19 protein-coding genes are annotated in these 25,407 nt (G+C 75.4%); 12 read left to right on the top strand and 7 right to left on the bottom strand.

What is annotated here, in order from left to right:
- The first annotated feature begins 5 nt into the window (after positions 1-5).
- Positions 6-1,520, top strand: a complete 1,515-nt coding sequence (gene mptB / locus DQ240_RS02885) for a polyprenol phosphomannose-dependent alpha 1,6 mannosyltransferase MptB (RefSeq protein WP_147261928.1) — start codon at positions 6-8, stop codon at positions 1,518-1,520.
- Here mptB and DQ240_RS02880 read toward each other — a convergent pair.
- Positions 1,472-1,933 carry a gamma-glutamylcyclotransferase gene (locus tag DQ240_RS02880; RefSeq protein ID WP_113838141.1) on the bottom strand — a complete coding sequence of 154 codons (462 nt, stop codon included), beginning with the start codon at positions 1,931-1,933 and terminating at the stop codon, positions 1,472-1,474. The two genes, mptB and DQ240_RS02880, sit on opposite strands and share 49 nt — an antisense overlap.
- 117 nt (positions 1,934-2,050) lie before the next feature.
- On the opposite strand from DQ240_RS02880, the gene DQ240_RS02875 reads away from it, so the two are divergent.
- From DQ240_RS02875 to DQ240_RS02865, 3 genes are all read left to right on the top strand, one after another.
- Complete coding sequence (locus DQ240_RS02875; RefSeq protein ID WP_113838140.1) at positions 2,051-3,457, top strand: NAD(P)H-quinone dehydrogenase; 1,407 nt, start codon at positions 2,051-2,053, stop codon at positions 3,455-3,457.
- A gap of 163 nt (positions 3,458-3,620) precedes the next feature.
- Positions 3,621-5,297, top strand: a complete 1,677-nt coding sequence (locus DQ240_RS02870) for a hypothetical protein (RefSeq protein WP_147261927.1) — start codon at positions 3,621-3,623, stop codon at positions 5,295-5,297.
- A gap of 69 nt (positions 5,298-5,366) precedes the next feature.
- Entirely contained in the window at positions 5,367-7,688 is a 2,322-nt protein-coding gene (locus tag DQ240_RS02865; protein ID WP_113838138.1) for a hypothetical protein, read from the top strand.
- A 63-nt stretch (positions 7,689-7,751) separates the two neighbouring features.
- Here the strand turns inward: DQ240_RS02865 and DQ240_RS02860 are convergent, their stop codons facing one another.
- The 4 genes from DQ240_RS02860 to DQ240_RS02845 form a co-directional block, all read right to left on the bottom strand.
- Complete coding sequence (locus DQ240_RS02860) at positions 7,752-9,515, bottom strand: acetyl/propionyl/methylcrotonyl-CoA carboxylase subunit alpha (RefSeq protein WP_199589002.1); 1,764 nt, start codon at positions 9,513-9,515, stop codon at positions 7,752-7,754.
- A gap of 174 nt (positions 9,516-9,689) precedes the next feature.
- A complete protein-coding gene (locus tag DQ240_RS02855; protein WP_113838137.1) occupies positions 9,690-10,298 on the bottom strand; it encodes a nucleoside triphosphate pyrophosphatase in 609 nt (202 codons plus the stop codon).
- The gene (locus DQ240_RS02850) at positions 10,295-10,534 is read right to left on the bottom strand and encodes an acyl-CoA carboxylase subunit epsilon (protein ID WP_113838136.1); all 240 of its coding nucleotides are present in this window, start codon (positions 10,532-10,534) and stop codon (positions 10,295-10,297) included. Before DQ240_RS02850 ends, DQ240_RS02855 begins: the two co-directional genes overlap by 4 nt.
- A complete protein-coding gene (locus tag DQ240_RS02845; protein ID WP_113838135.1) occupies positions 10,531-12,156 on the bottom strand; it encodes an acyl-CoA carboxylase subunit beta in 1,626 nt (541 codons plus the stop codon). The genes DQ240_RS02850 and DQ240_RS02845 overlap by 4 nt, the downstream gene beginning before the upstream one ends.
- A gap of 78 nt (positions 12,157-12,234) precedes the next feature.
- Here DQ240_RS02845 and DQ240_RS02840 point away from each other — a divergent pair, with 78 nt between their 5' ends.
- The 4 genes from DQ240_RS02840 to DQ240_RS02825 all read left to right on the top strand — a co-directional run bounded on the left by DQ240_RS02840 (position 12,235) and on the right by DQ240_RS02825 (position 18,036).
- Positions 12,235-13,104, top strand: a complete 870-nt coding sequence (locus tag DQ240_RS02840; protein WP_233498449.1) for a biotin--[acetyl-CoA-carboxylase] ligase — start codon at positions 12,235-12,237, stop codon at positions 13,102-13,104.
- Between the two features lie 83 nt (positions 13,105-13,187).
- Positions 13,188-13,748 (top strand): PH domain-containing protein, encoded by a 561-nt coding sequence (locus DQ240_RS02835; RefSeq protein WP_113838134.1) that lies wholly within the window; start codon positions 13,188-13,190, stop codon positions 13,746-13,748.
- Between the two features lie 179 nt (positions 13,749-13,927).
- Positions 13,928-15,079 carry an exonuclease SbcCD subunit D gene (locus DQ240_RS02830; protein WP_113838133.1) on the top strand — a complete coding sequence of 384 codons (1,152 nt, stop codon included), beginning with the start codon at positions 13,928-13,930 and terminating at the stop codon, positions 15,077-15,079.
- Positions 15,076-18,036, top strand: coding sequence for an AAA family ATPase (locus tag DQ240_RS02825; RefSeq protein WP_113838132.1), 2,961 nt, complete (start codon positions 15,076-15,078; stop codon positions 18,034-18,036). The genes DQ240_RS02830 and DQ240_RS02825 overlap by 4 nt, the downstream gene beginning before the upstream one ends.
- 123 nt (positions 18,037-18,159) lie before the next feature.
- On the opposite strand, the gene DQ240_RS02820 is transcribed toward DQ240_RS02825, so the two are convergent.
- Positions 18,160-21,030 (bottom strand): hypothetical protein, encoded by a 2,871-nt coding sequence (locus tag DQ240_RS02820; RefSeq protein WP_147261926.1) that lies wholly within the window; start codon positions 21,028-21,030, stop codon positions 18,160-18,162.
- Positions 21,030-21,581: a hypothetical protein gene (locus DQ240_RS02815; protein WP_113838130.1), complete on the bottom strand. Its 552-nt coding sequence runs from the start codon at positions 21,579-21,581 to the stop codon at positions 21,030-21,032. The genes DQ240_RS02820 and DQ240_RS02815 overlap by 1 nt, the downstream gene beginning before the upstream one ends.
- Before the next feature lie 187 nt (positions 21,582-21,768).
- Between DQ240_RS02815 and DQ240_RS02810 the strand changes: the two genes are divergently transcribed.
- The 4 genes from DQ240_RS02810 (at position 21,769) to DQ240_RS02795 (ending at position 25,407) form a co-directional block, all read left to right on the top strand.
- Entirely contained in the window at positions 21,769-22,974 is a 1,206-nt protein-coding gene (locus DQ240_RS02810; RefSeq protein ID WP_233498448.1) for a 5-(carboxyamino)imidazole ribonucleotide synthase, read from the top strand.
- A 35-nt stretch (positions 22,975-23,009) separates the two neighbouring features.
- The gene (gene purE, locus DQ240_RS02805) at positions 23,010-23,498 is read left to right on the top strand and encodes a 5-(carboxyamino)imidazole ribonucleotide mutase (protein WP_113838296.1); all 489 of its coding nucleotides are present in this window, start codon (positions 23,010-23,012) and stop codon (positions 23,496-23,498) included.
- 38 nt (positions 23,499-23,536) lie between these two features.
- On the top strand, positions 23,537-24,706 hold the full coding sequence (locus DQ240_RS02800) for an acyl-CoA dehydrogenase family protein (protein ID WP_113838129.1): 1,170 nt from the start codon (positions 23,537-23,539) through the stop codon (positions 24,704-24,706).
- Positions 24,707-24,810: 104 nt separating this feature from the next.
- The gene (locus tag DQ240_RS02795) at positions 24,811-25,407 is read left to right on the top strand and encodes a TetR/AcrR family transcriptional regulator (protein WP_113838128.1); all 597 of its coding nucleotides are present in this window, start codon (positions 24,811-24,813) and stop codon (positions 25,405-25,407) included.

Raw genomic sequence — 25,407 nt, 5'->3', positions numbered from 1 at the left:
CGGACGTGCGGAGCGCGGCACGCCGCCTGTGGACCCTGGTCGAGGGCGGGGAGGCGCCGGTCGCGGTCGACCCGCGACAGCGGACCCGCGCCCTGGTCGGCGCCGCGGTGGCCGGGACGCTGGCCACGACCTACCTGGCCCTGGCGGGCACGGGCGTGGGTCGCAACGTCGCGGCCCGCGACCTGTGGTTCTTCCAGGTGGAGGCGATCACCCGCAGCGAGCTGGGCGGGCGCCCGGCGCTGCTGCTGCTCGGCGTCGCGCTGGTGCTGCTGACCGGTGCCTGGCTGTGCCTCGGCTGGGCCGTGCGGCACGGCGCCGGGACGCGGGCCGTCGCGGTGCTGGGTGGGCTCTGGTCGCTGCCGCTGACGATCGGCATCCCGCTGTTCAGCCCCGACGCCTACATCTACACGGCGGTCGGCGTGAGCATGCAGCACGGCGTGGACCCGTACACCGAGGGCGCCCAGGCGGCCGGCGACGTCCCCGGCATCCGGGGCGGCGAGGAGATCTGGCTCGAGAACCCCTCGCCGTACAGCCCGCCGTTCCTGCGCCTCCTCGACCTGCTCGCCCGGGTGTTCGACGAGGACGTGCGCGCGATCGTGGTCGCCCTGCGGGTGCTGACCGTCCTGGCCTGGATCGGGCTGGCGGTCCTCGTGGTGCGGATCGCGCGGTTGTCCGGCTTCGACCCGGCGCGCACGCTGTGGCTGGTCGTCGCCAACCCCCTCTTCCTGCTGCACGGCGTCTCCGGCGTCCACAACGACGTGCTCATGCTGGTCTTCCTGCTCGCCGGCGTCTGGCTGGCGCTGCTGCGCCGGCCCTACCTGGCGGTGGCGCTCTGCGCGCTCGGGGCGGGGGTGAAGGTGATGGCGCTGGCCGGGGTCGCCGTCATCGCGGTCGACGCCGCCTGGCGGCACGCCCGCCTCGCGGACCGGATCCGGGTCCTCGTGCAGGTCGGGGGCACGGGCCTGGCGGTCTTCGTGGCCGCCGCGTCGGCGTGCGGACTGGGCTGGGCATGGGTGGGCAACATCGACGTGCCCGGCCTGGCCATCGAGCCGCTGTCCCCGCCGACGGCGCTCGCCGTGTTGATCGACGCCGACGACCCGCCGCTGGACCCGGTGCGGACGGCGGCGCTCGCCGTGGGGGCGCTCGTCTGCCTGGCCTTGCTCACCCGCGTGCCGCAGTGGGGCGTGCTGCGGCCGACGGCCTGGATCCTCGTGACCATCGTGCTGACCGGCAGCGCCGTGTGGCCGTGGTACCTGATGTGGCCGGTCCTCCTGCTCGCCCTCACCGGCATCCGCGTGGACCGCTGGCTGGCCATCGTCGCGTCCGCGGCGGGGTCGTTCCTCGTGCTGCCCGGCGGCCAGGCGACCCTGCAGCGGCTGGGACGCCCGCTGGCCGACGCCCTCGTGCTGGTCGTGCTCGTCGCCGCCGGAGCGGCGGCGCTCTGGCTGCGCGCGCGCCGGACCGTGTGGGCTCAGACCCCCGTGGAGCGGCACTCCCGGGCACGCAACTCGGCGACGTAGTCGTCGGGGGCGCCCGCGGCCTGCGCGCCGTCGGCCAGGACGCCGAGGTACCGCGCCGACGGCAGGCCGCCCTCGAAGGCGTCGAGGGCGTAGACGTAGGCCACCACGTCACCGGCCAGCGTGTGCACCCGCAGGTTGAGCTTGCGGTACAGCCCGAGGTCCGCGCCCTCCCAGGCGTCCAGCGCCGCCTCGTCGGCCTCGGTGAGGTCGTAGAGGGCCACGAAGACGCCGGGCGCCTCCCGGTCGTCGGCCGGGACCAGGGTGGCCAGCGCCCCCTCCCAGCCCAGCTCCTCCGCGCCGAAGGTCAGCCGCCAGCCGCGGATCCAGCCGGTGCCGGTGTGCGGGGAGGAGGGGCAGCGGCGCAGCATCTGCGCCGGGTCCATGTTGGAGCCGTACGCCGCGTAGAGGCCCATCGCCGCCGAGCCTACGGCGGCTGTGGCGGGCCCGACCCGTGAGGATGCCGACACCCGCGCGCCCCAGCGGGGACAATGGCCCCGGCACGTCCACGAGCAACGCACAGGAGCGCACCCATGACCCGCATCGTCATCATCGGCGGTGGCCCGGCCGGCTACGAGGCCGCCCTGGTCGGCGCCTCCCTGGGTGCGGAGGTCACCGTCGTCGAGCGGGACGGCGTCGGCGGGGCCAGCGTCCTCACGGACTGCGTGCCCTCGAAGGCGTTCATCGCCTCGGCCGGGGCGATGACGAGCGTGCGCGACTCCGCGGCCCTCGGGGTGCTGGGCAGCGACCTGCGCGCCGCCGGCATGGACCTCGCCGCGGTCAACCACCGGGTGAAGGGCCTGGCGGTCGCCCAGTCGGCCGACATCCACGCCCGGCTCAGCGCGGAGGGCGTCCGGATCGTGGGTGGGCAGGGGCGCCTGGCCGACGACGTCCGCGGTCTGGTCGAGCACCGGGTCGAGGTCCTCGACCGTGCCGGTGAGGTCGCCGAGGTGCTCGAGTGCGACGTCGTCCTCATCGCCACCGGCGCCGACCCGCGGGTCATCCCCGGTGCCGAGCCGGACCACGATCGGATCCTCGACTGGCGCGACGTCTACGAGCTCGAGGAGATGCCCGAGCACCTCGTCGTCGTCGGCTCGGGCGTCACCGGTGCGGAGTTCGCCTCCGGCTACCTGGAGGCCGGGGTGCCGGTCACGCTGGTCTCCTCCCGCGACCGCGTGCTGCCCGGGGAGGACGCCGACGCCGCCGAGGTCCTCGAGCAGGTGTTCCAGTCCCGTGGTGGGCGGATCACCCAGCGCGGCCGCGCCGCCACCGTGGAGCGCACCGAGAAGGGTGTGCTGGTCACGCTCACCGACGGGCGGACCGTGGAGGGGTCGCACGCGCTGATGACCGTCGGCACCGTGCCGAACACCGCCGGGCTCAACCTGGAGCAGTGCGGGGTCCGGCTGGCCGAGAGCGGGCACGTCGTCGTGGACCGGGTGTCGCGGACCTCGGTGCCCGGCATCTACGCCGCCGGCGACGTGACCGGCGTCTTCCAGCTCGCCAGCGTGGCGGCGATGCAGGGCCGGATCGCCATGTGGCACGCGCTGGGGGAGGCCGTGCAGCCGATCCGGCTCAAGACCGTCGCCGCCAACGTCTTCACCCACCCCGAGATCGCCACCGTCGGCATCCAGGAGGGGTCGCTGCCGGAGGGTGCGCCGATCGACGTCGTCCGCCTGCCGCTGGCCACCAACGCCCGCGCCAAGATGGCCGACATGCAGGACGGCTTCGTGAAGCTGTTCGCGCGGAAGTCCACCGGCGTCGTCGTCGGTGGCGTGGTCGTTGCTCCGGGCGCCTCGGAGCTGGTGCTGCCGATCGCCCTGGCGGTCACGCACGGGCTGACCGTCTCCGACCTCGCGCAGACCTTCGCGATCTACCCGTCGCTGTCCGGCTCGATCACCGAGGCCGGCCGGCGGCTGATGGGGGCCGACGCGCTGGCCTGACGAAGGACCCCTCTCTGCCCCCCACCGCTCGCGAGCTCGCGGCGGGCCCTGCAGAGGGGCCACCGGGGTCCAGGTCGTCCAGTGCGTCCCGTGTGACGGCGGATTCGGCTCAACACCGCCGATCCGGTGCCGACGCGCGCGCGGACCGCCGATGGAGCAGGGGATGCCTCCTCTCCCCGCCGCCGGTTCCCGCCCGCGACGTCTGCGCCCGCTGCTCGCGGTCGCGGCCGCCGTCCTGGCGCCGTTCGTGCTGCCGGCTGCCGCGGCCGCGGACGACGCCGTCGCCGAGACCGTCGTCGGCCAGCTCGTCCAGGCGTGGCCGGAGACCGGGTTGGCCGGTGCGCACGCGCACGGCGCAGACGAGCAGCCGCTGACCTGGGTGGAGACGGCCGCGGGCGACGTCGTGCCGGTCGCGACCGAGGGCGTCGCCGGGCTCCCCGTGGGTGCCACCGTCGAGCTCACCCTGGGCGCGCCCGTCGGCGATCCGGAGCCCGGGCACGCCGAGGACGACGTCGCCGCCGGCCACGGTGAGACCCGGTGGGTCCTGGACGGCGAGGTCCGCGCGGCCGCTCCCGCCGCGGCGGCCACTCCGAGCAACGGCGTGACCGTCGTCCGCGTCGTCCCGGCGGGAGGCCAGGAGGACGGCACCACCATCGCAGCACTGGCCGACGTGGTCGACGGTCCGGTGGCCCGGTTCTGGGCCGATCAGACCGGCGGCGCCCTGCGCTTCGGGGTCACCGCCTCGGTGCCCGACGTGGTGCACACGCGCGCCGGTTGCGACGACCCCGCGGGCATGTGGGACGAGGCCGCGGCCGCTGCCGGGTTCCAGCCCGGGCCCGGCCGGCACCTGCTCGTCCACGTCAGCAGCCTGCCCGCGGACCTCCCCGGCTGCGCCGTCGCGCTCGGCGAGGTCGGGGCCGGCCCCGGCGCCGGTGGCCGGGCCTACGTCCGTTCGCTGCTGCCCGCCCTCGTCGCCCACGAGCTGGGGCACAACCTCGGCCTCGGGCACTCCTCCGGCCGCCAGTGCGACGCGGCGGTCGAGACCGGCACCTGCCGGACCGCCGGCTACCGCGACTACTACGACGTCATGGGCGCCTCCTGGGAGCAGCTCGGCTCGCTCAACGCCGCGCAGGCCGCCCGGCTCGGGGTCCTGCCGGCGAGCGCTCAGCAGCAGATCGCCGCCGGGGCTGCGCCGGCGACCGTCGCGCTGGCACCGCTCGGCGGGACCGCCGGCCCCCGGGCGCTGCGGCTGACCGCCGCCGACGGCGCCACCTACTGGCTGGAGTACCGCGCGGCCGGTGGGCAGGACGGCTGGTTGGCCGGCGCGACCAACCGCTTCGGCCTGGACTCCGGGGTCCTGCTGCGCCGGGCCGGCGAGCACACCGACACGTCGCTGCTGCTCGACGGGACGCCCAGCGCGGCCGCCGGGTGGGACGCCGACCTGCGGGCCGCCCTCCCGGTGGGCGGCGCCGTCCCGGTCGGGGGCAGCTTCACCGTCACCGTGCAGGCGGTCACCCCGGCCGGCGCCACCGTGCTCGTGCAGCCGGTCGCCGTCCCCGCCCCGGCGCCGGCTGCCGGGACGGGCGCCGGTCCCGCTCCGCGTGTCCAGCCCGGCACCCCGCCGTCCACGCCCGACCCCGTCACCCCGGCGGTCGTCGCCGCTCCCGCTGACGCCCCTGGGCCCTCCGGCGCTGCCGTACCGGCGGACCCCGCCCCGGCGCTGGAGACGCAGGCGCGGAGCAGCTCGACGCTGTGGCCGCTGCTGACCGGACTCGTCGTCACCGGGACGGCCCTCGTCGCGGGACGGGCCGTGCTCCGGCGCCGCGCCGCCCGCGGCTGACGCCGCCCTCTGCTCAACATCGCGGCGCGCCCGCCGATGCACAGGACGATCCCTTCCCCTGGAGTTCCCGTGCGCACCGTGCTCCGGTCGCGGCCCCTGCGGTCGCCCGTTCTCCCCGTCGTCGCCGCCGTGGCGCTGGCGGTCCTCGTCGCGCCCCCCGCGCTCGCCGACCAGGAGGGTGCGCCCGCTGCGGGTGACACGGTCGTCGGCGAGCTGGTGCAGGGCTTCGCCGACCCGGAGCCGGACACCGGGGGGCATCCGGCGCACGAGGACAGCGGACTGCTCAGCTGGATCGAGACGGCGCCGGGGGAGACGGTCCGGGTGCCGACGGAGGACCTCGCCGACGTCGAGGCCGGCGCCACGGTCGAGGTCGAGCTGGGCGACACCGTGCGGGACGAGGCCGCCGAACAGGGGGTCGAGCCGGCGCGCGAGGCGCTGGACGCCCAGGTGGTCGTCCCGGCCGAGCCGGCGCCCGCGCCCGCCTCCGGCCCGGTGAACCACGCCGTCACCGTCGTCATGGCGCTTCCGGCCGGGAGCGTGCAGGACGGCACCACCCTCGCCGACGTCCGCGCCGCGGTGGACGGGCCGGTCGCAGACTTCTGGGACGAGCAGACCGCCGGCGCGGTCCGCTTCGGCACGGTCGCCGGGACCGACTGGCCGGCCCAGACCTCGTCGATCGGCTGCAACGACCCCTTCGGGCTGTGGCAGGAGGCCGCGACGCGCGCCGGGTGGACCGCCGGAGCGGGCAAGCACCTGCTCGTCTACGTCCCCGACGGCTCGCCCGGCTGCTCCTACGGCCTGGGCACCATCGGCAACGGCCTGGGGTCCGGCGGCCGGGCCTACGTGCGGGACACCGCCACCTCGGTGATCGCCCACGAATTCGGTCACAACCTCGGGCTGGGGCACTCCTCCCTGCGGCAGTGCGACGCCGGCCCGGACGCCGGGTCGTGCCGGACGGTGGCCTACCAGGACCTGTACGACGTCATGGGCGCCTCCTGGGGCGACGTCGGCACGCTCAACGTGACCCAGGCGTCCCGGCTGGGGCTCCTGGCAGGGGCGACCTGGACCATGGACGCCGGCACCCCCCGGGCGGACCTGCAGCTCTCCCCGGTCTCCGGCACCACCGGCACCCGCGCGGTGCGCCTGCCGATGCCGGGCGGCGCGGACTACTGGCTCGAGTACCGCCCCGCCACCGGCCGGGACGCCTGGCTGGCGGGGAGCCCGTTCGGTCTCACGCCCGGTGTGCTCCTGCACCGCTCGGTCCCCGGAGACGGCGACGACAGCTCGCTGCTCGTCGACGCCACGCCGACACCCTCCTCCGGCTGGGCGTCGGACCGCACGCAGCCGGTGCCCGCCGGCTCCTCCCTGGTCGTCGGGGGGACCTTCCAGGTCACGGTCACCAGCGTCGGCGGGACCGCGGCGGTGACCGTCGCCCGGCTCGGTTCCCTCGGGCCCACCGCGATCGACGCCGCCTGGCAGGCCTCGGGCGGGGCCGGTGGATCCCTCGGGAACCCGCTGGGTGGCGTGGTGTGCGGACTGGCCCAGGGCGGTTGCGGGCAGCTGTTCCAGTGGGGCTCGGTGCACTGGACGCCCGCCACGGGGGCGGTCGCGACCGGTGGTGGGATCCGCGGGCTGTGGGCGGGGACGGGCTGGGAGACCGGCTGGCTGGGCTACCCGACCACACCGATGGTGTGCGGTCTGGCTCAGGGTGGCTGCGGACAGCACTTCCAGGGCGGGTCGGTGTTCTGGTCCCCCTCGAGTGGTGTCGTGGGCACCAGTGGCGCGGTGCGGGGGCTGTGGGCCTCGACCGGTGGCCACGAGGGGTGGCTGGGCTACCCGACGACGCCGATGGTGTGCGGTCTGGCTCGGGGTGGCTGCGGGCAGCACTTCCAGGGCGGGTCGGTGTTCTGGTCGCCGTCGTCCGGGGCCGTCGCGACCAGCGGTGCGGTGCGGGGGCTGTGGGCCTCGACCGGCGGGCACGAGGGGTGGCTGGGCTACCCGACGACGCCGATGGTGTGCGGTCTGGCTCGGGGTGGCTGCGGGCAGCACTTCCAGGGCGGGTCGGTGTTCTGGTCGCCGTCGTCCGGGGCGTTCGGGACCAGCGGTGCGGTGCGGGGGCTGTGGGCCTCGACCGGCGGGCACACCGGGCCGCTGGGCTACCCCGTGCTCCCGATGGTGTGTGGCCTGGCCCAGGGCGGCTGCGCGCAGCACTTCCAGGGCGGCTCGGTGTACTGGGCGCCGAGCAGCGGGACGAACGCCGTCTACGGCGGCATCCGGAGCCGCTGGGCGGCGCAGGGATGGGAGGCCGGGACGCTGGGTTACCCGGTGCGCCCCATGGTCTGCTCGCGCCAGTGCTCCCAGGACTTCCAGGGCGGCCGCCTGGTCGTCTGACCGACGCGGACGCACGAGGGCCCGCCACCGCGATCGGTGGCGGGCCCTCGTGCGTGCGGGGAGCTACTCGGCGTCGGTGATGGTGCAGAGGACCGCGCCGCTGGTGACGGAGGCGCCGACCTCCGCAGACAGGCCGGTGACCGTGCCCGCCTTGTGGGCGGTGATCGGCTGCTCCATCTTCATGGCCTCGAGGACGACGACCAGGTCGCCGGCCTCGACGGTCGCGCCGTCCTCGACCGCCACCTTCACGATCGTGCCCTGCATCGGCGAGGTGAGGGAGTCGCCCGACGCAGCCGAGCCGCCGTGCCCGCCGCCGCGCTTGCGCGGCTTCGCGCCACCACCGGCCGGGGCCGGAGCGCCACCACCCAGGGCGAGGCCCGCGGGCAGGGAGACCTCGAGCCGGCGCCCGCCGACCTCGACGACGACGGTCTGCCGCTCCTGCGGCTCATCCCCCTCGGCCGGCGCGGCCGAGTACGGCGGCACCTGGTTGTCCCACTCGGTCTCGATCCACCGGGTGTGCACGGTGAACGGCTCGGAGGTGAAGGCCTCGTCGCGGACGACGGCGCGGTGGAACGGGATGACCGTGGGCATGCCCTCGACCACCAGCTCGTCCAGGGCCCGGCGAGCGCGCTGGAGCGCCTCCTCGCGGGTCGCGCCGGTGACGATGAGCTTGGCCAGCATCGAGTCGAACGCACCGGCGACCTCGCCGCCGGTCTCGACGCCGGAGTCCCACCGGACGCCGGGGCCCTGCGGGATCTCCAGCCGCTCGACGGGGCCGGGGGCGGGCATGAAGTTGCGGCCGGCGTCCTCGGCGTTGATGCGGAACTCGATGCTGTGCCCGCGCGGAGTGGGGTCCTCGGTGATCTCCAGGGGCAGGCCCTCGGCGATCCGGAACTGCTGCCGGACGAGGTCCAGGCCGCTGGTCTCCTCGCTGACCGGGTGCTCCACCTGCAGGCGGGTGTTCACCTCGAGGAAGGAGATCGAGCCGTCGGTGCCGACGAGGTACTCGACGGTGCCGGCACCGTGGTAGCCGGCCTCCTTGCAGATGGCCTTGGCCGACTCGTGGATCCGGGCGCGCTGCTCGTCGGTGAGGAACGGCGCGGGGGCCTCCTCGACCAGCTTCTGGTTGCGCCGCTGCAGCGAGCAGTCGCGGGTGCCGACGACGATCACGTTCCCGTGCGTGTCGGCCAGGACCTGCGCCTCCACGTGGCGGGGCTTGTCCAGGAACCGCTCGACGAAGCACTCGCCGCGACCGAAGGCGGCGACCGCCTCGCGGACGGCGGAGTCGAACAGCTCGGGGATCTCCTCCTTGGTGCGGGCCACCTTCAGCCCGCGGCCGCCACCGCCGAACGCGGCCTTGATGGCCACCGGGAGGCCGTGCTCCTCGGCGAACGCGACGACCTCGTCGGCGCCACCGACCGGGTCCTTGGTGCCGGGCACCAGCGGGGCGCCGGCGCGCGTGGCGATGTGCCGCGCGGCGACCTTGTCCCCGAGGTCGATGATCGCCTGCGGCGAGGGGCCGATCCAGGTCAGGCCGGCGTCGATCACGGCCTGGGCGAAGTCGGCGTTCTCGGAGAGGAACCCGTAGCCCGGGTGGATCGCGTCGGCGCCGGACTGCTTCGCGGCGTCGAGGATCTTGTCGATCACCAGGTAGGAGTCACCCGGCGTCGTCCCGCCCAGGGCGAAGGCCTCGTCGGCGGTGCGCACGTGCAGGGCGTCCCGGTCGGGCTCGGCGTAGACCGCGACGCTGGTGAGCCCCGCGTCCTTGCACGCACGCGCGACGCGGACGGCGATCTCCCCGCGGTTGGCGATCAGGACCTTCTGCACTGGCGTACTCCCTCTCAGTGGACCGACCGGACAATAGTCAGGCTCCGGCGGGCGGCTGCGCCGAGGCCCGCCGCCCCCGGTCCGGACGGGGCGGCCGGACGCTCGGGCGCATCGCGTGCGCACGCCGGGCGAGCGGACACCTCCGCGCCGGCGAGCCGACGGGGTGTCGTGGGTTCAGCGCCGCCAGAGGTCGGTGACGGCGACGTCCCGCGCGGCCAACTGCGACCGCAGCGCGGCGAGCGACAGGCCGACGACGGCGGCCGGGTCGCCGTCCACCCGGCGGACGAACGACGCACCCAGCCCGTCGAGGGTGAAGGCGCCCGCCACGGCGAGGGGCTCTCCGGTGGCGAGGTAGGCCTCCAGTTCGGCGGCGGTCGGCCGGACGAAGTGCACCGTGGTCGACACGACGACGACGTCCCGACCGACGATCGCGCCGTCGCGCACGTCGAACAGGGCCTGGCCGGTGTGCAGCACGCCCGAGCGGCCGCCCATGTGCTGCCAGCGGTCCCGCGCCTCGTGCACGTCGGCCGGCTTGCCCATGGCCTGCCCGCGGAACTCCAGCAGCGAGTCGGCCCCGATGACCAGCGCGTCGGTCTCCCGCTCGGCCACCGCGGTCGCCTTGGCGGCGGCCAGCAGGGCCACGCGCTCGGCGACGCGGGGCGCGGTCACGGCGGACTCGTCGACGCCGCTGACGACCACGTCGGGCGACAGGCCCGCCTGGCGCAGCAGCGCCAGGCGCGCCGGCGACGCCGACGCCAGGACCAGCCGGCGCACGTCGCTCACGCAGGCCTCCCGGACGCCTGCCAGCCGCCCGGACCGGCCTGGACGGGACGGCGGTGCGTGCGGCCCGGCGAGGCCCAGGCGCCCACCGGCCGCGGCCGGCGACGAGGCGCACCCCGCGAGGCGAGTGCGGCCACGACGACGGTCAGGGCGGCGAGCTCCTCGGCGCTGGGCTCGCCCTTCACGACCCGCAGCAGCGGGCGCCGCGGCTGGTCGGACTGCTCGGTCGGCTCGCTCACAGCGGGATGTTCCCGTGCTTCTTCGGCGGCAGCGTCTGGCGCTTGTTGGCCAGCAGCCGGAGCCCCTTGGTGATCTCGACGCGGGTCTCCGACGGGCGGATCACCTGGTCGACGTAGCCGCGGTCGGCGGCGACGTAGGGGTTGAGCAGGGTGTCCTCGTAGTTCGTCATCAGCTCGGCGCGGCGGGCGTCGGCGTCGGGGGAGTCGGCGAGCTCGCGCCGGTAGAGGATGTTGACCGCGCCCTGGGCGCCGACGACCGCGATCTGCGCGGTGGGCCACGCCAGGTTGAGGTCCGCACCCAGGTGCTTGGAACCCATGACGTCGTAGGCGCCGCCGTAGGCCTTGCGGGTGATGACCGTGATCTTCGGGACGGTGGCCTCGGCGTACGCGTAGATGAGCTTGGCGCCGCGGCGGATGATCCCCTCCCACTCCTGGGAGGTGCCGGGCAGGAAGCCGGGGACGTCGACGAAGGTCAGCACGGGGATGTTGAAGGCGTCGCAGGTGCGCACGAACCGCGCGGCCTTCTCGCTGGCGTCGATGTCCAGGGTGCCGGCGAACTGGGTGGGCTGGTTGGCCACCACGCCCACCGGCCGGCCCTCGACCCGGCCGAAGCCGACGATGATGTTCGGCGCGAACAGCGGCTGGACCTCGAGGAACTCGCCGTCGTCGAGCACGTGCTCGAGCACGCCGTGCATGTCGTAGGGGGTGTTCGCCGAGTCCGGGATGAGCGTGTCGAGCTCGCGGTCGTCGTCGGTGACGCCGTCGGGGGTCGCGTCGACCGGGCCGACGTCGACGGCCGGCAGCGGGTCCAGGTTGTTGCTCGGCAGGTAGGACAGCAGCGCCTTGACGTAGTCGAGGGCGTCGGTCTCGTCCTCGGCCATGTAGTGGGCGACACCGGACTTGGTGTTGTGCGTGCGCGCGCCGCCGAGCTCCTCGAGCGTGACCTCCTCACCGGTCACGGTCTTCACGACGTCGGGACCGGTGATGAACATCTGGCTGGTCTGGTCGACCATGACGATGAAGTCGGTCAGCGCGGGGGAGTAGACGTGCCCGCCGGCCGCGGCGCCCATCACCAGCGAGATCTGCGGGATCACGCCGGAGGCGTGCACGTTGCGCAGGAAGATCTCGCCGTAGAGGCCGAGGGAGACCACGCCCTCCTGGATGCGGGCGCCGCCGCCCTCGTTGATCCCGATGATCGGGCAGCCGTTCCGGATGGCCAGGTCGAGGACCTTCACGATCTTCTCGCCGTAGACCTCGCCGAGGCTGCCGCCGAACACGGTCACGTCCTGGGAGAAGACGCAGACCGGGCGACCGTCGAGGGTGCCGTAGCCGGTGACGACGCCGTCGCCGAACGGGCGCTTGGCGTCCATGCCGAAGTTGGTCGACCGGTGCCGGGCGAACTCGTCGAGCTCGGTGAACGAACCCGGGTCCAGCAGGGCCTCGATCCGCTCGCGGGCGGTCATCTTCCCGGCCGCGTGCTGCTTCTCCACGGCTCGGTCGGAGCCGGCGTGCGTGGCCTCCTGGACCCGCCGCTCGAAGTCCGCCAGCTTGCCGGCGGTGGTGTGGATGTCGATGTCGCCGGGGACGCTGTCGCCCGCGCTCTCCAGTTCAGCCGCGCTCACAGACCCTGCCTCGTTCCGCTCGGGAGTCCAACCGCCGGCTCCCACCGGGGGCCGGGCTCGCGGCCGTAGCGTAGGGGAGTGCCCGAGGACCCCCTGTCGTCGCCACTGCCGTCACCGTCGGAGTCCCGCTGGTCGGACCTCGAGCGGCCCGCTCTCGACGCCGCGGCCCTGACCACCGCGCTCACCCGGGAGAGCCGGCTGTGGCGCTCGCTGGAGGTGGTCGAGCGGATCGGCTCCACCAACGCCGAACTGGTCGCCCGCGCCGCCGACGACGCACCCGAGGGCACCGTCCTCGTCGCCGAGCACCAGGAGGCGGGCCGGGGCCGGCTGGACCGGGTGTGGACCTCCCCGCCCCGGGCCGGGCTGACGGTCTCGGTGCTGCTGCGCCCCGACGTCCCCGCCGCCCGGCGTGGCTGGCTGCCCCTGCTGACCGGCGTCGCCCTGGCCGAGGCGGTCGGCGCCGTCCCCGGCTGCCGGGCGGCGCTGAAGTGGCCCAACGACCTGCTCGCCGCCGACGGCAGCAAGCTGGCCGGGATCCTGGCCGAGGCGGTGCCCGCCGCCGATCCGCCGGCGGTCGTCGTCGGGGTGGGCCTGAACGTCTCCACCCGCCCGGACGAGCTGCCGGAGGGGGCGTCGTCGCTGGCCATGGAGGTCGGCCGCACCGTGGACCGGGCACCGGTGCTGCTGGAGTTCCTGCGCGCGCTCGAGCGCCGGTACCTGGGGTGGACGGCGACGCTCGGCGACCCGGTGCAGAGCGGTCTGGCGCACGACTACCTCGCCTGGTGCGCCACGGTCGGCACCGAGGTCGTCGTGACCCTGCCCGACGACAGCCGGCTCGAGGGCGTGGCCGAGGCGGTGGACTGGGACGGCCGGCTCGTCGTCCGCACCGCCGGCGGGACGGTGGAGCTGGCCAGCGGGGACGTCCGGCACGTACGCCCGCGCGCCTGACGCCTGGGACCGGTGGGGTCGACACGGACGCGCCGCGCGTCCGCGCCCCCCGCTGCGGCCCGCGCTGCGCCACCCTGTGCGCCATGGGCTACCCCGACAAGCTGCTGGCCTCGGACGAAGAGGTCGTGCGCCACCTGCACCCGCACTGGCTGACCGTCTTCTGGCCGGTGCTGTTCCTGCTGCTGATCGTCGGTGGCGCGTCCTTCGGGGCGGCGCTCGTCGACTCCGACTCCGACCGGGCCGGCCTCTACCGGCTGCTGATCGTCGGCGCGGCCGTGCTGCTGCTCATCGCCTTCGTGCTGGTGCCGCTGCTGCGCTGGCGGACGACGCACTACGTGATCACCACGCACCGGCTGCTGTTCCGCGAGGGCATCCTCGCCCGCAAGGGCCGCGACATCGGGCTGTCGCGCATCACCGACGTCTCCTACAGCCAGACGGTGTGGGAGCGGATCATCCAGTCGGGCACGATCACGATCGAGTCCGCCGGCGACAGTGGCGCCACGGTGCTCAAGCAGATCCCCGACAGCGACGGCATCCAGCAGCTCCTCAACCACATGATCGAGGAGGACGCCGACCGGCGCGGCCGGGAGAACGCCGGCTTCCTGCGCGGCGACGACCAGGCCTACGGGGCGCCGACGCACTGACCTCCCGCGGTGTCGACTGGCGCCGGGCCCGCGCGGTGTCGATGGCGCCGGGTCCTGCGCGGTGTCGATGGCGCCGGGTCCTGCGCGGTGTCGATGGCGCCGGGTCCTGCGCGGTGTGACGGATCGGTCACGGCGAGCCTGGCCGGTTCTGTCGGTGGGCCGACCTACCGTCCCGGTCCATGCGGCTGCTGCACACCTCGGACTGGCACGTGGGGCGGTCGCTGCACGGCACCGACCTGCTGCGCGAGCAGGAGGCGGTGTTGAGCGGGCTGGCGGGGATCGTGGCCGACGAGCGCGTCGACGTGGTGGTCGTCGCCGGTGACGTCTACGACCGCGCGGTGCCCTCGGCCGACGCGCAGGCCGTGCTCGACCGGGTCGTCGGGCGGCTGCGCCGCGCGGGCGCAGCCGTCGTGCTCACCCCGGGCAACCACGACTCCGCCCGCCGGCTGGGCACGTTCTCCGGTCTGCTGGCCGCCGCCGGGCTGCACGTCCGGACGACGACCGCGGACCTCGACGAGCCGGTCCTGCTGGCCGACGAGCACGGCGACGTCGCCCTCTACTGCCTGCCCTACCTCGAGCCGGAGCTCGCCCGCGACGAGCTGGGCGTCCCCGGCGCGCGCAGCCACGAGGCGGTGCTGACCGAGGTCATGGAGCGGGTCCGCGCCGACCTCTTCCTGCGGCCGGGCACCCGGTCGGTGGTGCTGGCGCACGCCTTCGTCGGCGGCGGGATGCCCAGCGAGAGCGAGCGCGACATCACCGTCGGCGGCGTCGACCGGGTGCCCGTGCCGGTGTTCGACGGCGTCGACTACGTGGCCCTGGGCCACCTGCACCGCCCGCAGACCCTCACCGAGCGGCTGCGCTACAGCGGCTCCCCGCTGCCGTACTCCTTCGGCGAGGCGGGGCAGCAGAAGCAGGTCTGGCTGGTCGACCTCGACGCCACCGGCCTGGCCGGCGTCCGCGCCGTGCCGCTGCCCGTGCCGCGGCCGCTGGTCGTCCTGACCGGGACCCTCGACGAGCTGCTCTCCGACCCCGCGCACGCCGAGGCGGAGGAGGCGTTCGTCAGCGCGCGGCTGACCGACGCGGTCCGTCCGGCCGACCCGATGCGCCGGTTGCAGGCGCGGTTCCCGCACTGCGCGCACCTGGAGTGGACCGGCAGCGGCCGGGTGGCCGACGGGCGCAGCTACACCGAGCGGCTCGCCGGCCGGGACGACGCGGCCGTGGTCGGCGAGTTCGTCAGCCACGTCCGCGGCGGGGTGGGCGCGACGCCGGCCGAGCGGGAGCTGCTCGGCCGGGCACTCGCGGCGGCCGCCCGCGAGGAGGTCGCCGGGTGAGGCTGCACCGGCTGTCGCTGACCGCCTTCGGCCCGTTCCCCGGCACGGAGGTCGTCGACCTCGACGACGTGGCCCGCGACGGGCTCTTCCTGCTCTGGGGCCCGACGGGCTCGGGGAAGACGACCCTGCTCGACGCGGTCGTCTTCGCCCTCTACGGCACGGTGCCCGGCGCCCGCGGCGAGGAGAAGCGGCTGCGCAGCGACCACGCCGACCCCGGCACCCGCACCGAGGTCAGCTGCGAGCTCACCCTCGGCGGGGAGCGGCTGCTGGTCACCCGCCGGCCGGAGCAGACCCGGCCCAAGAAGCGCGGCACCGGCACCACCACCGAGCCGGCCCGGCTGACCGTGCAGCGGGCCACCGACGGCGGCTGGGAGGCGGTGAGCACCCGGATCGACGAGGGGGCCGAGCACCTGCGGCTGCGGCTCGGCCTCGACGTCCACCAGTTCTGCCAGGTGGTGCTGCTGCCCCAGGGCGACTTCGCCCGGTTCCTGCGCGCCGAGCCCGAGCGGCGGGCCGAGCTGCTGCGGACGCTGTTCGACGTGGGCCGGTTCGCCCGGGTCGAGGACTGGCTCGCCGGCGAGCGGCGGGCCGCGGAGGAGGCGCTGCGCGAGGAGCGACTGCAGCTGTCCACCCTCCTGGCCCGAGTCGCGCAGACGGCCGACGCCGACGTGCCCGAGGAGCTGGCCCCCGAGCTGGTGGGTGCCCACCCGGGTGCGCCGGTCGACGCCTGGGTGACCCGGCTGCGCGGCCGGGCCGCCGCGGAGCTGACCGCCGTCGGGGAGGCGGCCGACGCCGCCGCCGCGGCGGCGACGGCCGCGGGGCAGGAGCTGGCCGCCGCCCGGCTGCGGTCCGACCGGCACGCCCGCAGGGCCCGCGCCGAGCAGGACCTGGCCCGGCTGACCGCGGCCGAGCCCGCGCTGGTGCCGGTGCGCACCCGGCTCGACGCCGGCCGGCGCGCCGAGGCGCTCCGCGAGGTGCTGCACGGCGCCGAGCGGGCCGCCCGCGACGCGCGGACGGCGGCCGCCGAGCTCGCCGCGGCCCGGCGGGCGTGGGCGGCCACCGGGCACGACGAGGAGCCGGCCACCGACCTCGCCCGCCGGTTGCGCGACGAGGCCGCCGAGGCGCGGACCCTGGAGCCGCAGGCGGGGCGGGCCGCCGAGCTGGAGCGCCTGCTGGGCCGGCTCGCGAGCCGCACCGCCCGCCTCGCCGACCAGTGCGCCGCCGCCGAGGAGGCGCTGGCCGCGATGCCGGAGGCGGTCGCCGGCGCCCAGGCCCGGGTGGACGACGCCGCGGCCGCCACGGCGCAGCTGCCCGGCCGGACCGCCGAGGCGCAGACCGCCCGGGACGCCCTCGCGGCCGGCCGGGACGCCGAGCGGCTCGCCACCCGGCTGGACGGGGCCCGGTCCGCCGCGGACGCCGCCCGGGAACGCTGGCTCACGGCGCGGGAGGAGCTGCTCGACGTCCGCACGCGCCGGCTCGAGGGGATGGCCGCCGAGCTGGCCGCCGGGCTCACCGACGGGTTCGACTGCCCGGTCTGCGGTGCCCTCGACCACCCCCGGCCGGCCACCTCCGCCGGCCCGGCGGTGTCCGCGGCGGACGAGGACCGCGCACGGGAGTCCGCGGAAGCCGCCGAGGAGGCCCACACCGCTGCCGCCGGTGCCGCGGAGGAGCTGGTCCGCAGGCTGGCGGTGCTGGCCGCGCGGGCCGGTGAGCGTCCGCTGCCGGAGCTCGAGGCCGCCGCGAGCCGGGCCGAGGAGGAGCTGGCGCGGGTGCAGTCCGCCGCGGGGCGGTTGCCGGCCGCCCGGGCCCGCCTCGCCGCGCTGACCGAGGAGCGCGACGCGCTCACCCGCCGGCTGGCCGCCGACCGCGAGGAGCTGGGCAGCCGCACCGCCGAGCGCGCGGCGCACACCGCGGAGCTGGCCGCGCTCGCCGAGCGGCTCGACGCGGTCCGCGGGGACGACCCCGACCTCGCCGCACGCGCCCGCCGGCTGACCACCGCCGCCGAACGCTGCGAGGCGGTGCTGGGCGCCGAGGGCGCCGAGCTGCGGGCCCGCGTCGCCGCCGAGGGTGCCGCGCGGACCGCCGAGGAACGCGCCGCCGCGGCGGGGTTCGCCGACGTGCCGGCCGCGGCCGCGGCGCTGACGGAGCCGGCCGAGCTCGAGGAGCTGGAGAGGCGGATCGCCGCGCACGAGCGGGCGCTGCACGCGCTGCGCGAGGTCCTGGCCGATCCGGAGCTCGCCGAGCTCGGCCCCGCTCCCGACCTGACCGCGGTCGAGGCCCGCTGCGCCCGGGCGACGGCGGCCCGCGAGGAGGCCGTGGCAGCGCTCGACCGTGCCCGCCGGTGCAGCGACGACCTGGACACGCTGGCCGGTGACGTGGTCGCGGCCGAGGTGCGGCTGCACGAGCGACGCGCCGTGGCCGAGCAGGTCGCCGGCCTGGCCGACCTCGTCAACGGCCGGGGCGCCAACACGCTGCGGATGCGGCTGCAGTCGTTCGTCCTCGCCGCGCGGCTCGAGCAGGTGGCGGAGGTGGCCAGCCGCCGGCTGCTGGAGATGTCGGGCGACCGCTACACGTTCCGGCACAGCGACGCGCAGGGCCGGCACGGCGCCCGCGGCGGCCTGGGGCTCGAGGTCTTCGACGAGTACACCGGCACGCTGCGCCCGACCAAGACGCTCTCCGGGGGCGAGAGCTTCATGGCCTCGCTGGCCCTCGCCCTGGGCTTGGCCGACGTGGTCACCGCCGAGAGCGGCGGCGTGCAGATGGACACCCTGTTCGTCGACGAGGGCTTCGGCACCCTGGACGCCGGCGCGCTCGACGCCGTCATGGACGTCCTCGACGAGCTGCGGCGCGGCGGCCGGACCGTCGGCGTCATCAGCCACGTCGAGGAGCTCCGCACCCGCATCCCGACCCGGCTCGAGGTCGTCACAGGCCGGTCGGGGTCCCGGCTCGCCGGCTGAGCCGAGCGCTCTGCTGCGCCGTCCGGCCGGGAGACCTCCGGACGCGGCGCGGGCCCTCCTCCGACCACCGGTCGGAGGAGGGCCCGCGCTGGAGGGACCGCGGAGCGGCCCCGGATCACCGGATCAGGACCGGGTGACCGTCCCCGACGCCGTGTCGAGCGTCAGGCGGCCGCGCTGGAAGTCCTGCGCCGTCCCGCCCGGCACCGGGTAGGCGTCCGCGAGCGGGTAGCCGAGGGACCCGGAGCCGCCCCCGGCGGCCGACCAGGCCGTCCGGATCGGACCGGTGACCGCGAAGGTCCCCGTCGTCGGCGACCACGCGACCACACCGTTGCGGAACGTCTGGCTGCAGCCGGTGGAGCAGCTCGCCTCGGTCAGCGGCGCGCCGAGCGCACCGCCCACCCCGCCCTGGCCGGCCCAGTAGATGTTGATGCCGCCGGTGACGCTCCGGACGCCCGCGGAGTCCGACCAGCCCAGCTGCCCGTTCTGGAACGACTGGCTGCACCCGTTCGCGGTGCACACGATCTCGCCCGTGGGGTAGCCCAGCGCGCTGCGCTCGGCGCCCAGTGCGTGCCAGTGCCCGCCGATCCCGCCGGCGACGGTGTGCGCACCGCCGGCCGCGGACCAGTAGATGGTGCCGCCCTGGAACGACTGCCGGCAGCCGCCTCCGGTCAACCCGCAGAACATGTCGTCGACCGGCTCGCCGAGACCGCCCGAGCCGCCGCCCTGCAGCTGCCACAGACCGGCGATCGCGCCGCTGGTGACCCGGACCCCGGCGGCGGGCGACCAGCCCAGCCAGCCGCCCTGGAACGACTGGTGACAACCGCCGGCGACGCAGGCCATCGCCGACGTCGGGTAGCCGAGGCTGCTGCGCTCGGCACCCAGACCCGCCCAGTGGCCGGCGATCCCGCCGAAGACGCCCCAGGCCCCGGTGCCGGGCGACCAGTAGGCCGTGCCGCCCTGGAACGGCTGCCGACAACCGGACGAGGCCAGGCCGCAGGCGACCTCCCCGACGGGGTAGCCGAGCGCGCCCGCCGGGCCGCCCTGGTCGACCAGGTGCTGCGCGATCGCGCCGGTGACACCGTGGGTGCCGCTGGGCGGGGACCAGTAGACGGCGCCGTGCTGGAAGTCCTGGCGGCAACCGCCGGCCGGCATCGCGCACGTCATGTCGGCGGCCGGGTAGCCCAGGCTGCTGGTGCCCGCGCCCTGGCCGTACCAGTAGCCGCCGATGGCGCCGTTGGTCAGCCGGACCCCGGCTGCGGCGGTGTGCGTCGCCGTCGCCGTGCGGAAGTCCTGACGGCACCCGCCGGCGACGCAGACCATCTCGCCGGTCGGGTAGCCCACCGCCGCGGTGTCGGCGCCCTGGCCGGTCCACCACGTGCCGATCGCCCCGGAGACGGAGGCCGCGCCCGTGCCGGCGGACCAGTAGATCGCGCCCTTCTGGAACAGCTGGCGGCAGCCGCCGTCGGCGAGACCGCACGTCATCGCGCCGATCGGGTTGCCGACGGCGCTGGCGCCGTACCCGAGCCGTGCCCACAGGCCGCCGATGGCCCCGTCGGTCACCTGGACGCCGTTGGCCGGCGTCCAGCCGATGGTGCCGCGCTGGAAGGGCTGGTGGCAGCCCTCGGCGGAGCAGATCTGGGCCCCGGTCGGGTAGCCGAGCCAGCTGCGTTCGGCGCCCTGCGCCTGCCAGAAGCCACCGATGCCGCCGCTGATGGCGCCCGCACCGGCGGGGGAGGTGTAGATCGTGGCGTTCTGGAACTGCTGGCGGCACCCGCCCTCGGCCATGCCGCAGACGAGGTCACCGGTCGGGTAGCCCGGGCCGCCCAGCCCGCCGGCCGCGTCCCAGGCGCCCTTGACCGCCCGGTTGAGCGCATGGGCCGCGGTCGCCTCGGTCCAGAGGACGAGCCCGCCCTCGAAGTGCTGGCCGCAGCCGCCGCCGGGCAGTGAACAGTCCATCCGGGTGGTGGGGTAGCCGAAGCCGGTCTCCCAGCCCTGGGCCGCCCAGACGGCGCGCATCGCGCCGGACACCGGGAGGGGCTGCGTGGCCGGGGACCAGTAGATCGACCCGCCCTGGAAGTGCTGGCCGCAGCCGCTGCGCACCAGGCCGCAGAACTGGTGACCGACCGGGTACCCGAGGTATCCGGGGCCGCCGCCTTCCGCCTCCCACACCGCGCCGATGCCGCCGGGCACGGTGATGGCACCGGTCGTCCCGAACCAGTCGGTGAAGTAGTTGTAGAAGTTCCGGTTGCCGTACGAGGAGCAGCTGTCGCCGGTCCTGGTGCCCGCGTCCAGCGCGGCCTGGTTGGGCCGGTAGGGCGTGTAGTTGTACAGACCCGCGGTGGCCTGGTTGGCGATGAAGACCTCGGACGTGCCACAGCGGTCCCGGTCGGGATGCCACTGGATCGTGTTCATCCGCCCGGCCTTGTAGTTGTACCGGTGGGCCTCGACCCGGTAGCGCTCGAACTGCCGCGCGGCGAAGTAGACCTGGCTGACGAACCCGACGAACGCCGGGTTGCACGGCGCGGTGTCCGGGCAGGCGAAGCCCGTCGCCTTCTCGTAGGCGTAGGAGGTCGGCTCGGTCCGGGTGACCAGGCTCTGCTCCTTCTGCAGCAGCACCAGGAGCACGCGGGGGTTGATCCCGCAGGACCGGGCGACCTTGGCGATGATCGTCGCCGCGCTCTCCCACGCCGCACCGGTGTAGCCGTCGCACATCGCATCGGCGCTCTGGTTGGCGGTCGCCTGCCCGAAGTCCTTCAGGCACGGCATCTGACCGGCGCGGCACCCGGCGCCCTTGGTGGCGAGGAAGGCCTGGATGGCGTTGGCGTCCATCGCCCAGCCGTCGAAGAACACGGCGTCGGAGATGATGTTGCCGGCCTCGAACAGCCGCAGGTCTGCCGCCTCGGCCGTGCCTGCCGGCGTCGAGCCGACGGTCGGGGTCACGACGGCGGTGGCGACGATGCCCAGGATCGTGAGCAGTCGGACGACGGCGCGCATCACGGGACCTCCACCTCGACCGGGTCGGAGCTGCCGGCGGAGTCGTCCGACTCGTAGGTGAGGACCGCGGTCCAGGTGCCGGACGCCAGCTCGCCGCCGGGCACGGTGAGGCGGCCGCAGGACGTCGACGCACCGTTGGCCGTGCCGGGGCCGGTGACCTCGACCGGGTCGGCGGCCCCGCCGGTGAAGGTGGCGGTGCAGGTGCCGTCGTCCTCGGAGACGCGGTCCACGTAGCCGCTGATCTCGACGACGCCCTCCGTCTCGTCCCAGCCGGCGTAGGTCACGAGGATCGCCGCGTCGGTGTCCGGCGCGGCGGTGAGCGGCTCGTCGGTGGCGACGTCGGTCGGGTCGCTGGTGGGCAGCGCGATGCTGCCGTCCTCGTTCAGCGACGGACTGGCCGTGGTCGGCGTGGCGGTGGGTCCCGCCTGCGCCGAGGTGTCGTCGTCGTCCCCGCCGAGGGACGACGAGACGACGATGCCCGCGGCCACCGCCGCGGCGACGGCGATGACGCCGACGGCGACGGCCGCCCGGCGTTTGCGGTGTGAGCGCACTGTTCCCCCCAGGGTGGGTCGCCGGCGCGTTCTCGGCGGCCGTTCGTGGCAGTGACGGAAGGCGACGGAGCTGTGACTCGACGTCAGCGCGACGATATCCCACCGCGGTGGTGCCGCCGGGGAGCTCGAGGTCCGAGTATCGGGTGTGGCGGGGAGGTGGCAGGTGCCGCCAGTAGAGTCCGATGCGATGGCCGGCACCCTGGACCCCCGCACCGGCCTGCCCGTCGTCGCGATGGTGGGCGGAGGGCAGCTGGCCCGCATGACCCACCAGGCCGCGATCGCACTCGGCCAGTCGCTGCGGGTGCTCGTCACCGGCCCCGACGAGTCCGCCGCGCTGGTGAGCGCCGACGTCCGGGTGGGCGACCACCGCGACCTCGACGCGCTCCGGGCGGCCGCGGAGGGCGCCACGGTGCTCACCTTCGACCACGAGCACGTGCCGACCGAGCACCTGCAGGCGCTGGAGGCCGCCGGGGTGCGGGTCGCCCCCGGACCCGCGGCGCTGGTGCACGCGCAGGACAAGCTGGTCCTGCGGCACGCCCTCGCCGCCGCCGGTGAGCCCCAGCCGGCCTGGGCCGAGGTCACCACCGACACGGGGATCGCCGACTTCGCCGGTGCGACCGGCTGGCCGATCGTGCTCAAGCCCCCGCGGGGCGGTTACGACGGCCGCGGGGTGTTCGTGGTCGACGACCTGGACGCGGCCCTCGCGCTGCTGGCGGAGCACGGCCGGCTGCTGGCCGAGGAGCGGGTGGACATGGTCCGCGAGCTCGCCGTCCAGGTGGCCCGGTCCCCGTTCGGCCAGGTCGCCGTCTGGCCGGTGGTGGAGACGGTGCAGCGGGACGGCATCAACACCGAGGTGCTCGCGCCGGCGCCCGATCTGGACGAGGCCACCGCCACCGCCGCGCAGGAGCTGGCCATCCGCATCGCGCAGCGGTTGGACGTGGTCGGCCTCCTGGCGGTCGAGCTGTTCCAGACCCCGGGCGGCGTGGTCGTCAACGAGCTCGCCATGCGCCCGCACAACTCCGGGCACTGGACCATCGAGGGCGCGCGGACCAGCCAGTTCGAGCAGCACCTGCGCGCCGTCCTCGACTACCCCCTGGGATCCACGGCGATGACCGCGCCCGTGGTCGTGATGGCCAACGTCCTGGGCGGGGACGCCGCGGAGGACGGGTGGTCCGGTCCCGCCCTGGACGAGCGGGTCCACCACCTCATGGCGCACTGGCCCGACGTGAAGCTGCACTGGTACGGCAAGGGGCAGCGCCGCGGTCGCAAGCTGGGCCACGTCACCGCGCTGGGCGACGACCTCGCCGAGGTCCGTGCCCGCGCCGTCGCCGCCGCGCGCTACCTGGCCGACGGCGTCGTCGACCCGGCGTTCGCGTTCCCCGAGGAGCACTGAGGAGCACCGTGGCAGACCCCGTCGTCGGCATCGTCATGGGCAGCGACTCGGACTGGCCGATGATGCAGCCGGCCGCCGAGGCGCTGGCCGAGTTCGGCGTCCCGTCCGAGGTGCACGTGGTGTCCGCGCACCGCACGCCGCGCCGGATGCTCGACTACGCCGAGTCCGCCGCGGGACGTGGCCTGCGCGTGGTGATCGCCGGCGCGGGGGGAGCGGCCCACCTGCCGGGCATGGTCGCCGCCGCGACGCCGCTGCCGGTCATCGGGGTGCCGCGCCCGCTGGACCGGCTCGACGGCCTGGACAGCCTGCTGTCGATCGTGCAGATGCCGGCCGGGGTGCCGGTGGCGACGGTGTCGATCGGTGGTGGGCGCAACGCCGGCCTGCTCGCCGTCCGGATCCTGGCCGCCGCCGACCCGGTGCTGCGGGCCGCCGTGGAGCGCTTCCAGGCCGACCTCGCCGAGTCGGTCCTCGCCCGCGACGCCGCGCTGCAGGAGCGACTCGCGACCGACGTCACCCCCGGCTGAGGGACGCCCCTGGTGCGTGGACGTCCTAGCATCGGGGCGTGAGTGGCACCGGGCTGTACCAGCTGACCGACGAGCACGACGCGATCCGGGCTGCGGTCCGCGACATCGCCGAGCGCGAGATCAAGCCCTTCGCGGCCGAGGTGGACGCGGAGTCGCGCTACCCGATCGAGGCCCAGAAGGCGCTGACGGCGGCCGGGTTCCACGCCACCCACATCCCCGAGGCCTACGGCGGTGAGGGCGCCGACGCCATCGCGACCTGCATCGTCATCGAGGAGGTGGCGCGGGTCGACGTGTCCGCCTCGCTCATCCCGGCGGTGAACAAGCTGGGGTCGATGCCGATCCTGCTGTCGGCCTCCGAGGAGCTGAAGCAGAAGGTGCTGCCGACGCTGGCCTCCGGGCAGGCGATGATCAGCTACGGCCTGTCCGAGCGCGAGGCCGGCTCCGACGCCGCGGCGATGAAGACGCGCGCCCGCCGCGACGGCGACACCTGGGTGCTCAACGGCACCAAGGCCTGGATCACCAACTCCGGCGTCTCCGAGTGGTACACGGTCATGGCCGTCACCGACCCGGAGAAGCGGGCCAACGGCATCTCCGCCTTCGTCGTGCACCGCGACGACCCGGGCTTCGAGGTGGGCCCCAAGGAGAAGAAGATGGGCATCAAGGGCTCGCCCACCTGCGAGCTCTACTTCACCGACTGCACGATCCCGGCCGACCGGATCATCGGGGCCGAGGGGACCGGCTTCAAGACCGCGCTGCGCACGCTGGACTTCACCCGGCCGACCATCGGTGCGCAGGCCGTCGGCGTCGCGCAGGGCGCGCTGGACGCCGCCGTCGAGTACACCCGCGAGCGCAAGCAGTTCGGCCGCGCGGTCTTGGACAACCAGGGCGTCCAGTTCATGCTCGCCGACATGTCCATCCAGATCGAGGCCGCCCGGCACCTGGTCTACGTGGCCGCGGCACGCGGCGAGGCCGCGCACGACGGCGCCAAGGTGGACCCCGACCTCGGCCGGCTGTGCGCCGCCGCCAAGTCCTTCGCCTCCGACGTCGCCATGAAGGTGACCACCGACGCGGTCCAACTGTTCGGTGGGGCGGGCTACACGCAGGACTTCCCGGTCGAGCGCATGATGCGCGACGCCAAGATCACCCAGATCTACGAGGGCACCAACCAGATCCAGCGGATGGTCGTCGCGCGCAGCCTCCTCCGGTAGGGCCGGCCCGGGAGGGCTCTCCACCACGGTCGTGAGCAACGACACCCGACCGCTTCGGGCGGTTTACCGACCAGAACGGTCGGTCCGGTCGTAGCGTCGACGTCATGGCGCGACCGTTCCGGCAGCAGGTGGACGAGGGCATCCTCGACCGCGCCGCCGCGCTGTTCGCCCGACGCGGGTTCGCGAAGACGTCGGTGCAGGACGTGGCCGACGCGGTCGGCCTGTCCAAGGCCGGTCTGCTGCACCACTTCCCGAGCAAGGACGCGCTGTACGCCGCCGTCCTCGCCCACGCCGAGGAGATCGGCTCCCGCGTGCTGCGCGAGGTCGGCGCGCTCCCCGAGGGGGAGGAGCGGGACCGGCGGGCCGTCGAGGCGCTCGTCGACGTCGCCCTGGCCCACCCCGGGATCGTCGCCCTGATGCTCGCCCCGGCGTCCCAGACCGGTGGTGACCCCGGGGACCCGCCGGCGGCGCAGTTCGAGGCGGCCCTGCACGCGTTCGGGGTCAGTCCCGACTCCCCGGACGTGGAGCGGCTGGTGCGGGTCATCGGCGCCCTGGCCGCCCTCGCCGTCCTCACCCTCGCCGCCCACGCCGAGGACCGGGCCACCGCGTGGCGCGGCCTCATCGTGGGCACCTGTCTCGACGCGCTCGGTCACGACCGGCCCGTCGCCTCCCTTCCCGACCACTCCCAGGTGGAGGCCTGA

Source organism: Blastococcus sp. TF02A-26, assembly GCF_003319125.1.
Lineage (GTDB): Bacteria > Actinomycetota > Actinomycetes > Mycobacteriales > Geodermatophilaceae > Trujillonella.
This window is presented reverse-complemented; position numbering and strand designations above follow the sequence as displayed.

Excerpts from the sequence above, each read along its gene's own strand:
- DQ240_RS02880 (WP_113838141.1), bottom strand. The coding sequence starts at position 1,933 with ATGGGCCTCTACGCGGCGTACGGCTCCAACATGGACCCGGCGCAGATG.
- DQ240_RS02875 (WP_113838140.1), top strand. The coding sequence starts at position 2,051 with ATGACCCGCATCGTCATCATCGGCGGTGGCCCGGCCGGCTACGAGGCC.
- DQ240_RS02870 (WP_147261927.1), top strand. The coding sequence starts at position 3,621 with ATGCCTCCTCTCCCCGCCGCCGGTTCCCGCCCGCGACGTCTGCGCCCG.
- DQ240_RS02835 (WP_113838134.1), top strand. The coding sequence starts at position 13,188 with ATGGGCTACCCCGACAAGCTGCTGGCCTCGGACGAAGAGGTCGTGCGC.
- DQ240_RS02830 (WP_113838133.1), top strand. The coding sequence starts at position 13,928 with ATGCGGCTGCTGCACACCTCGGACTGGCACGTGGGGCGGTCGCTGCAC.
- DQ240_RS02820 (WP_147261926.1), bottom strand. The coding sequence starts at position 21,030 with ATGCGCGCCGTCGTCCGACTGCTCACGATCCTGGGCATCGTCGCCACC.
- DQ240_RS02810 (WP_233498448.1), top strand. The coding sequence starts at position 21,769 with ATGGCCGGCACCCTGGACCCCCGCACCGGCCTGCCCGTCGTCGCGATG.
- purE (WP_113838296.1), top strand. The coding sequence starts at position 23,010 with ATGGGCAGCGACTCGGACTGGCCGATGATGCAGCCGGCCGCCGAGGCG.
- DQ240_RS02795 (WP_113838128.1), top strand. The coding sequence starts at position 24,811 with ATGGCGCGACCGTTCCGGCAGCAGGTGGACGAGGGCATCCTCGACCGC.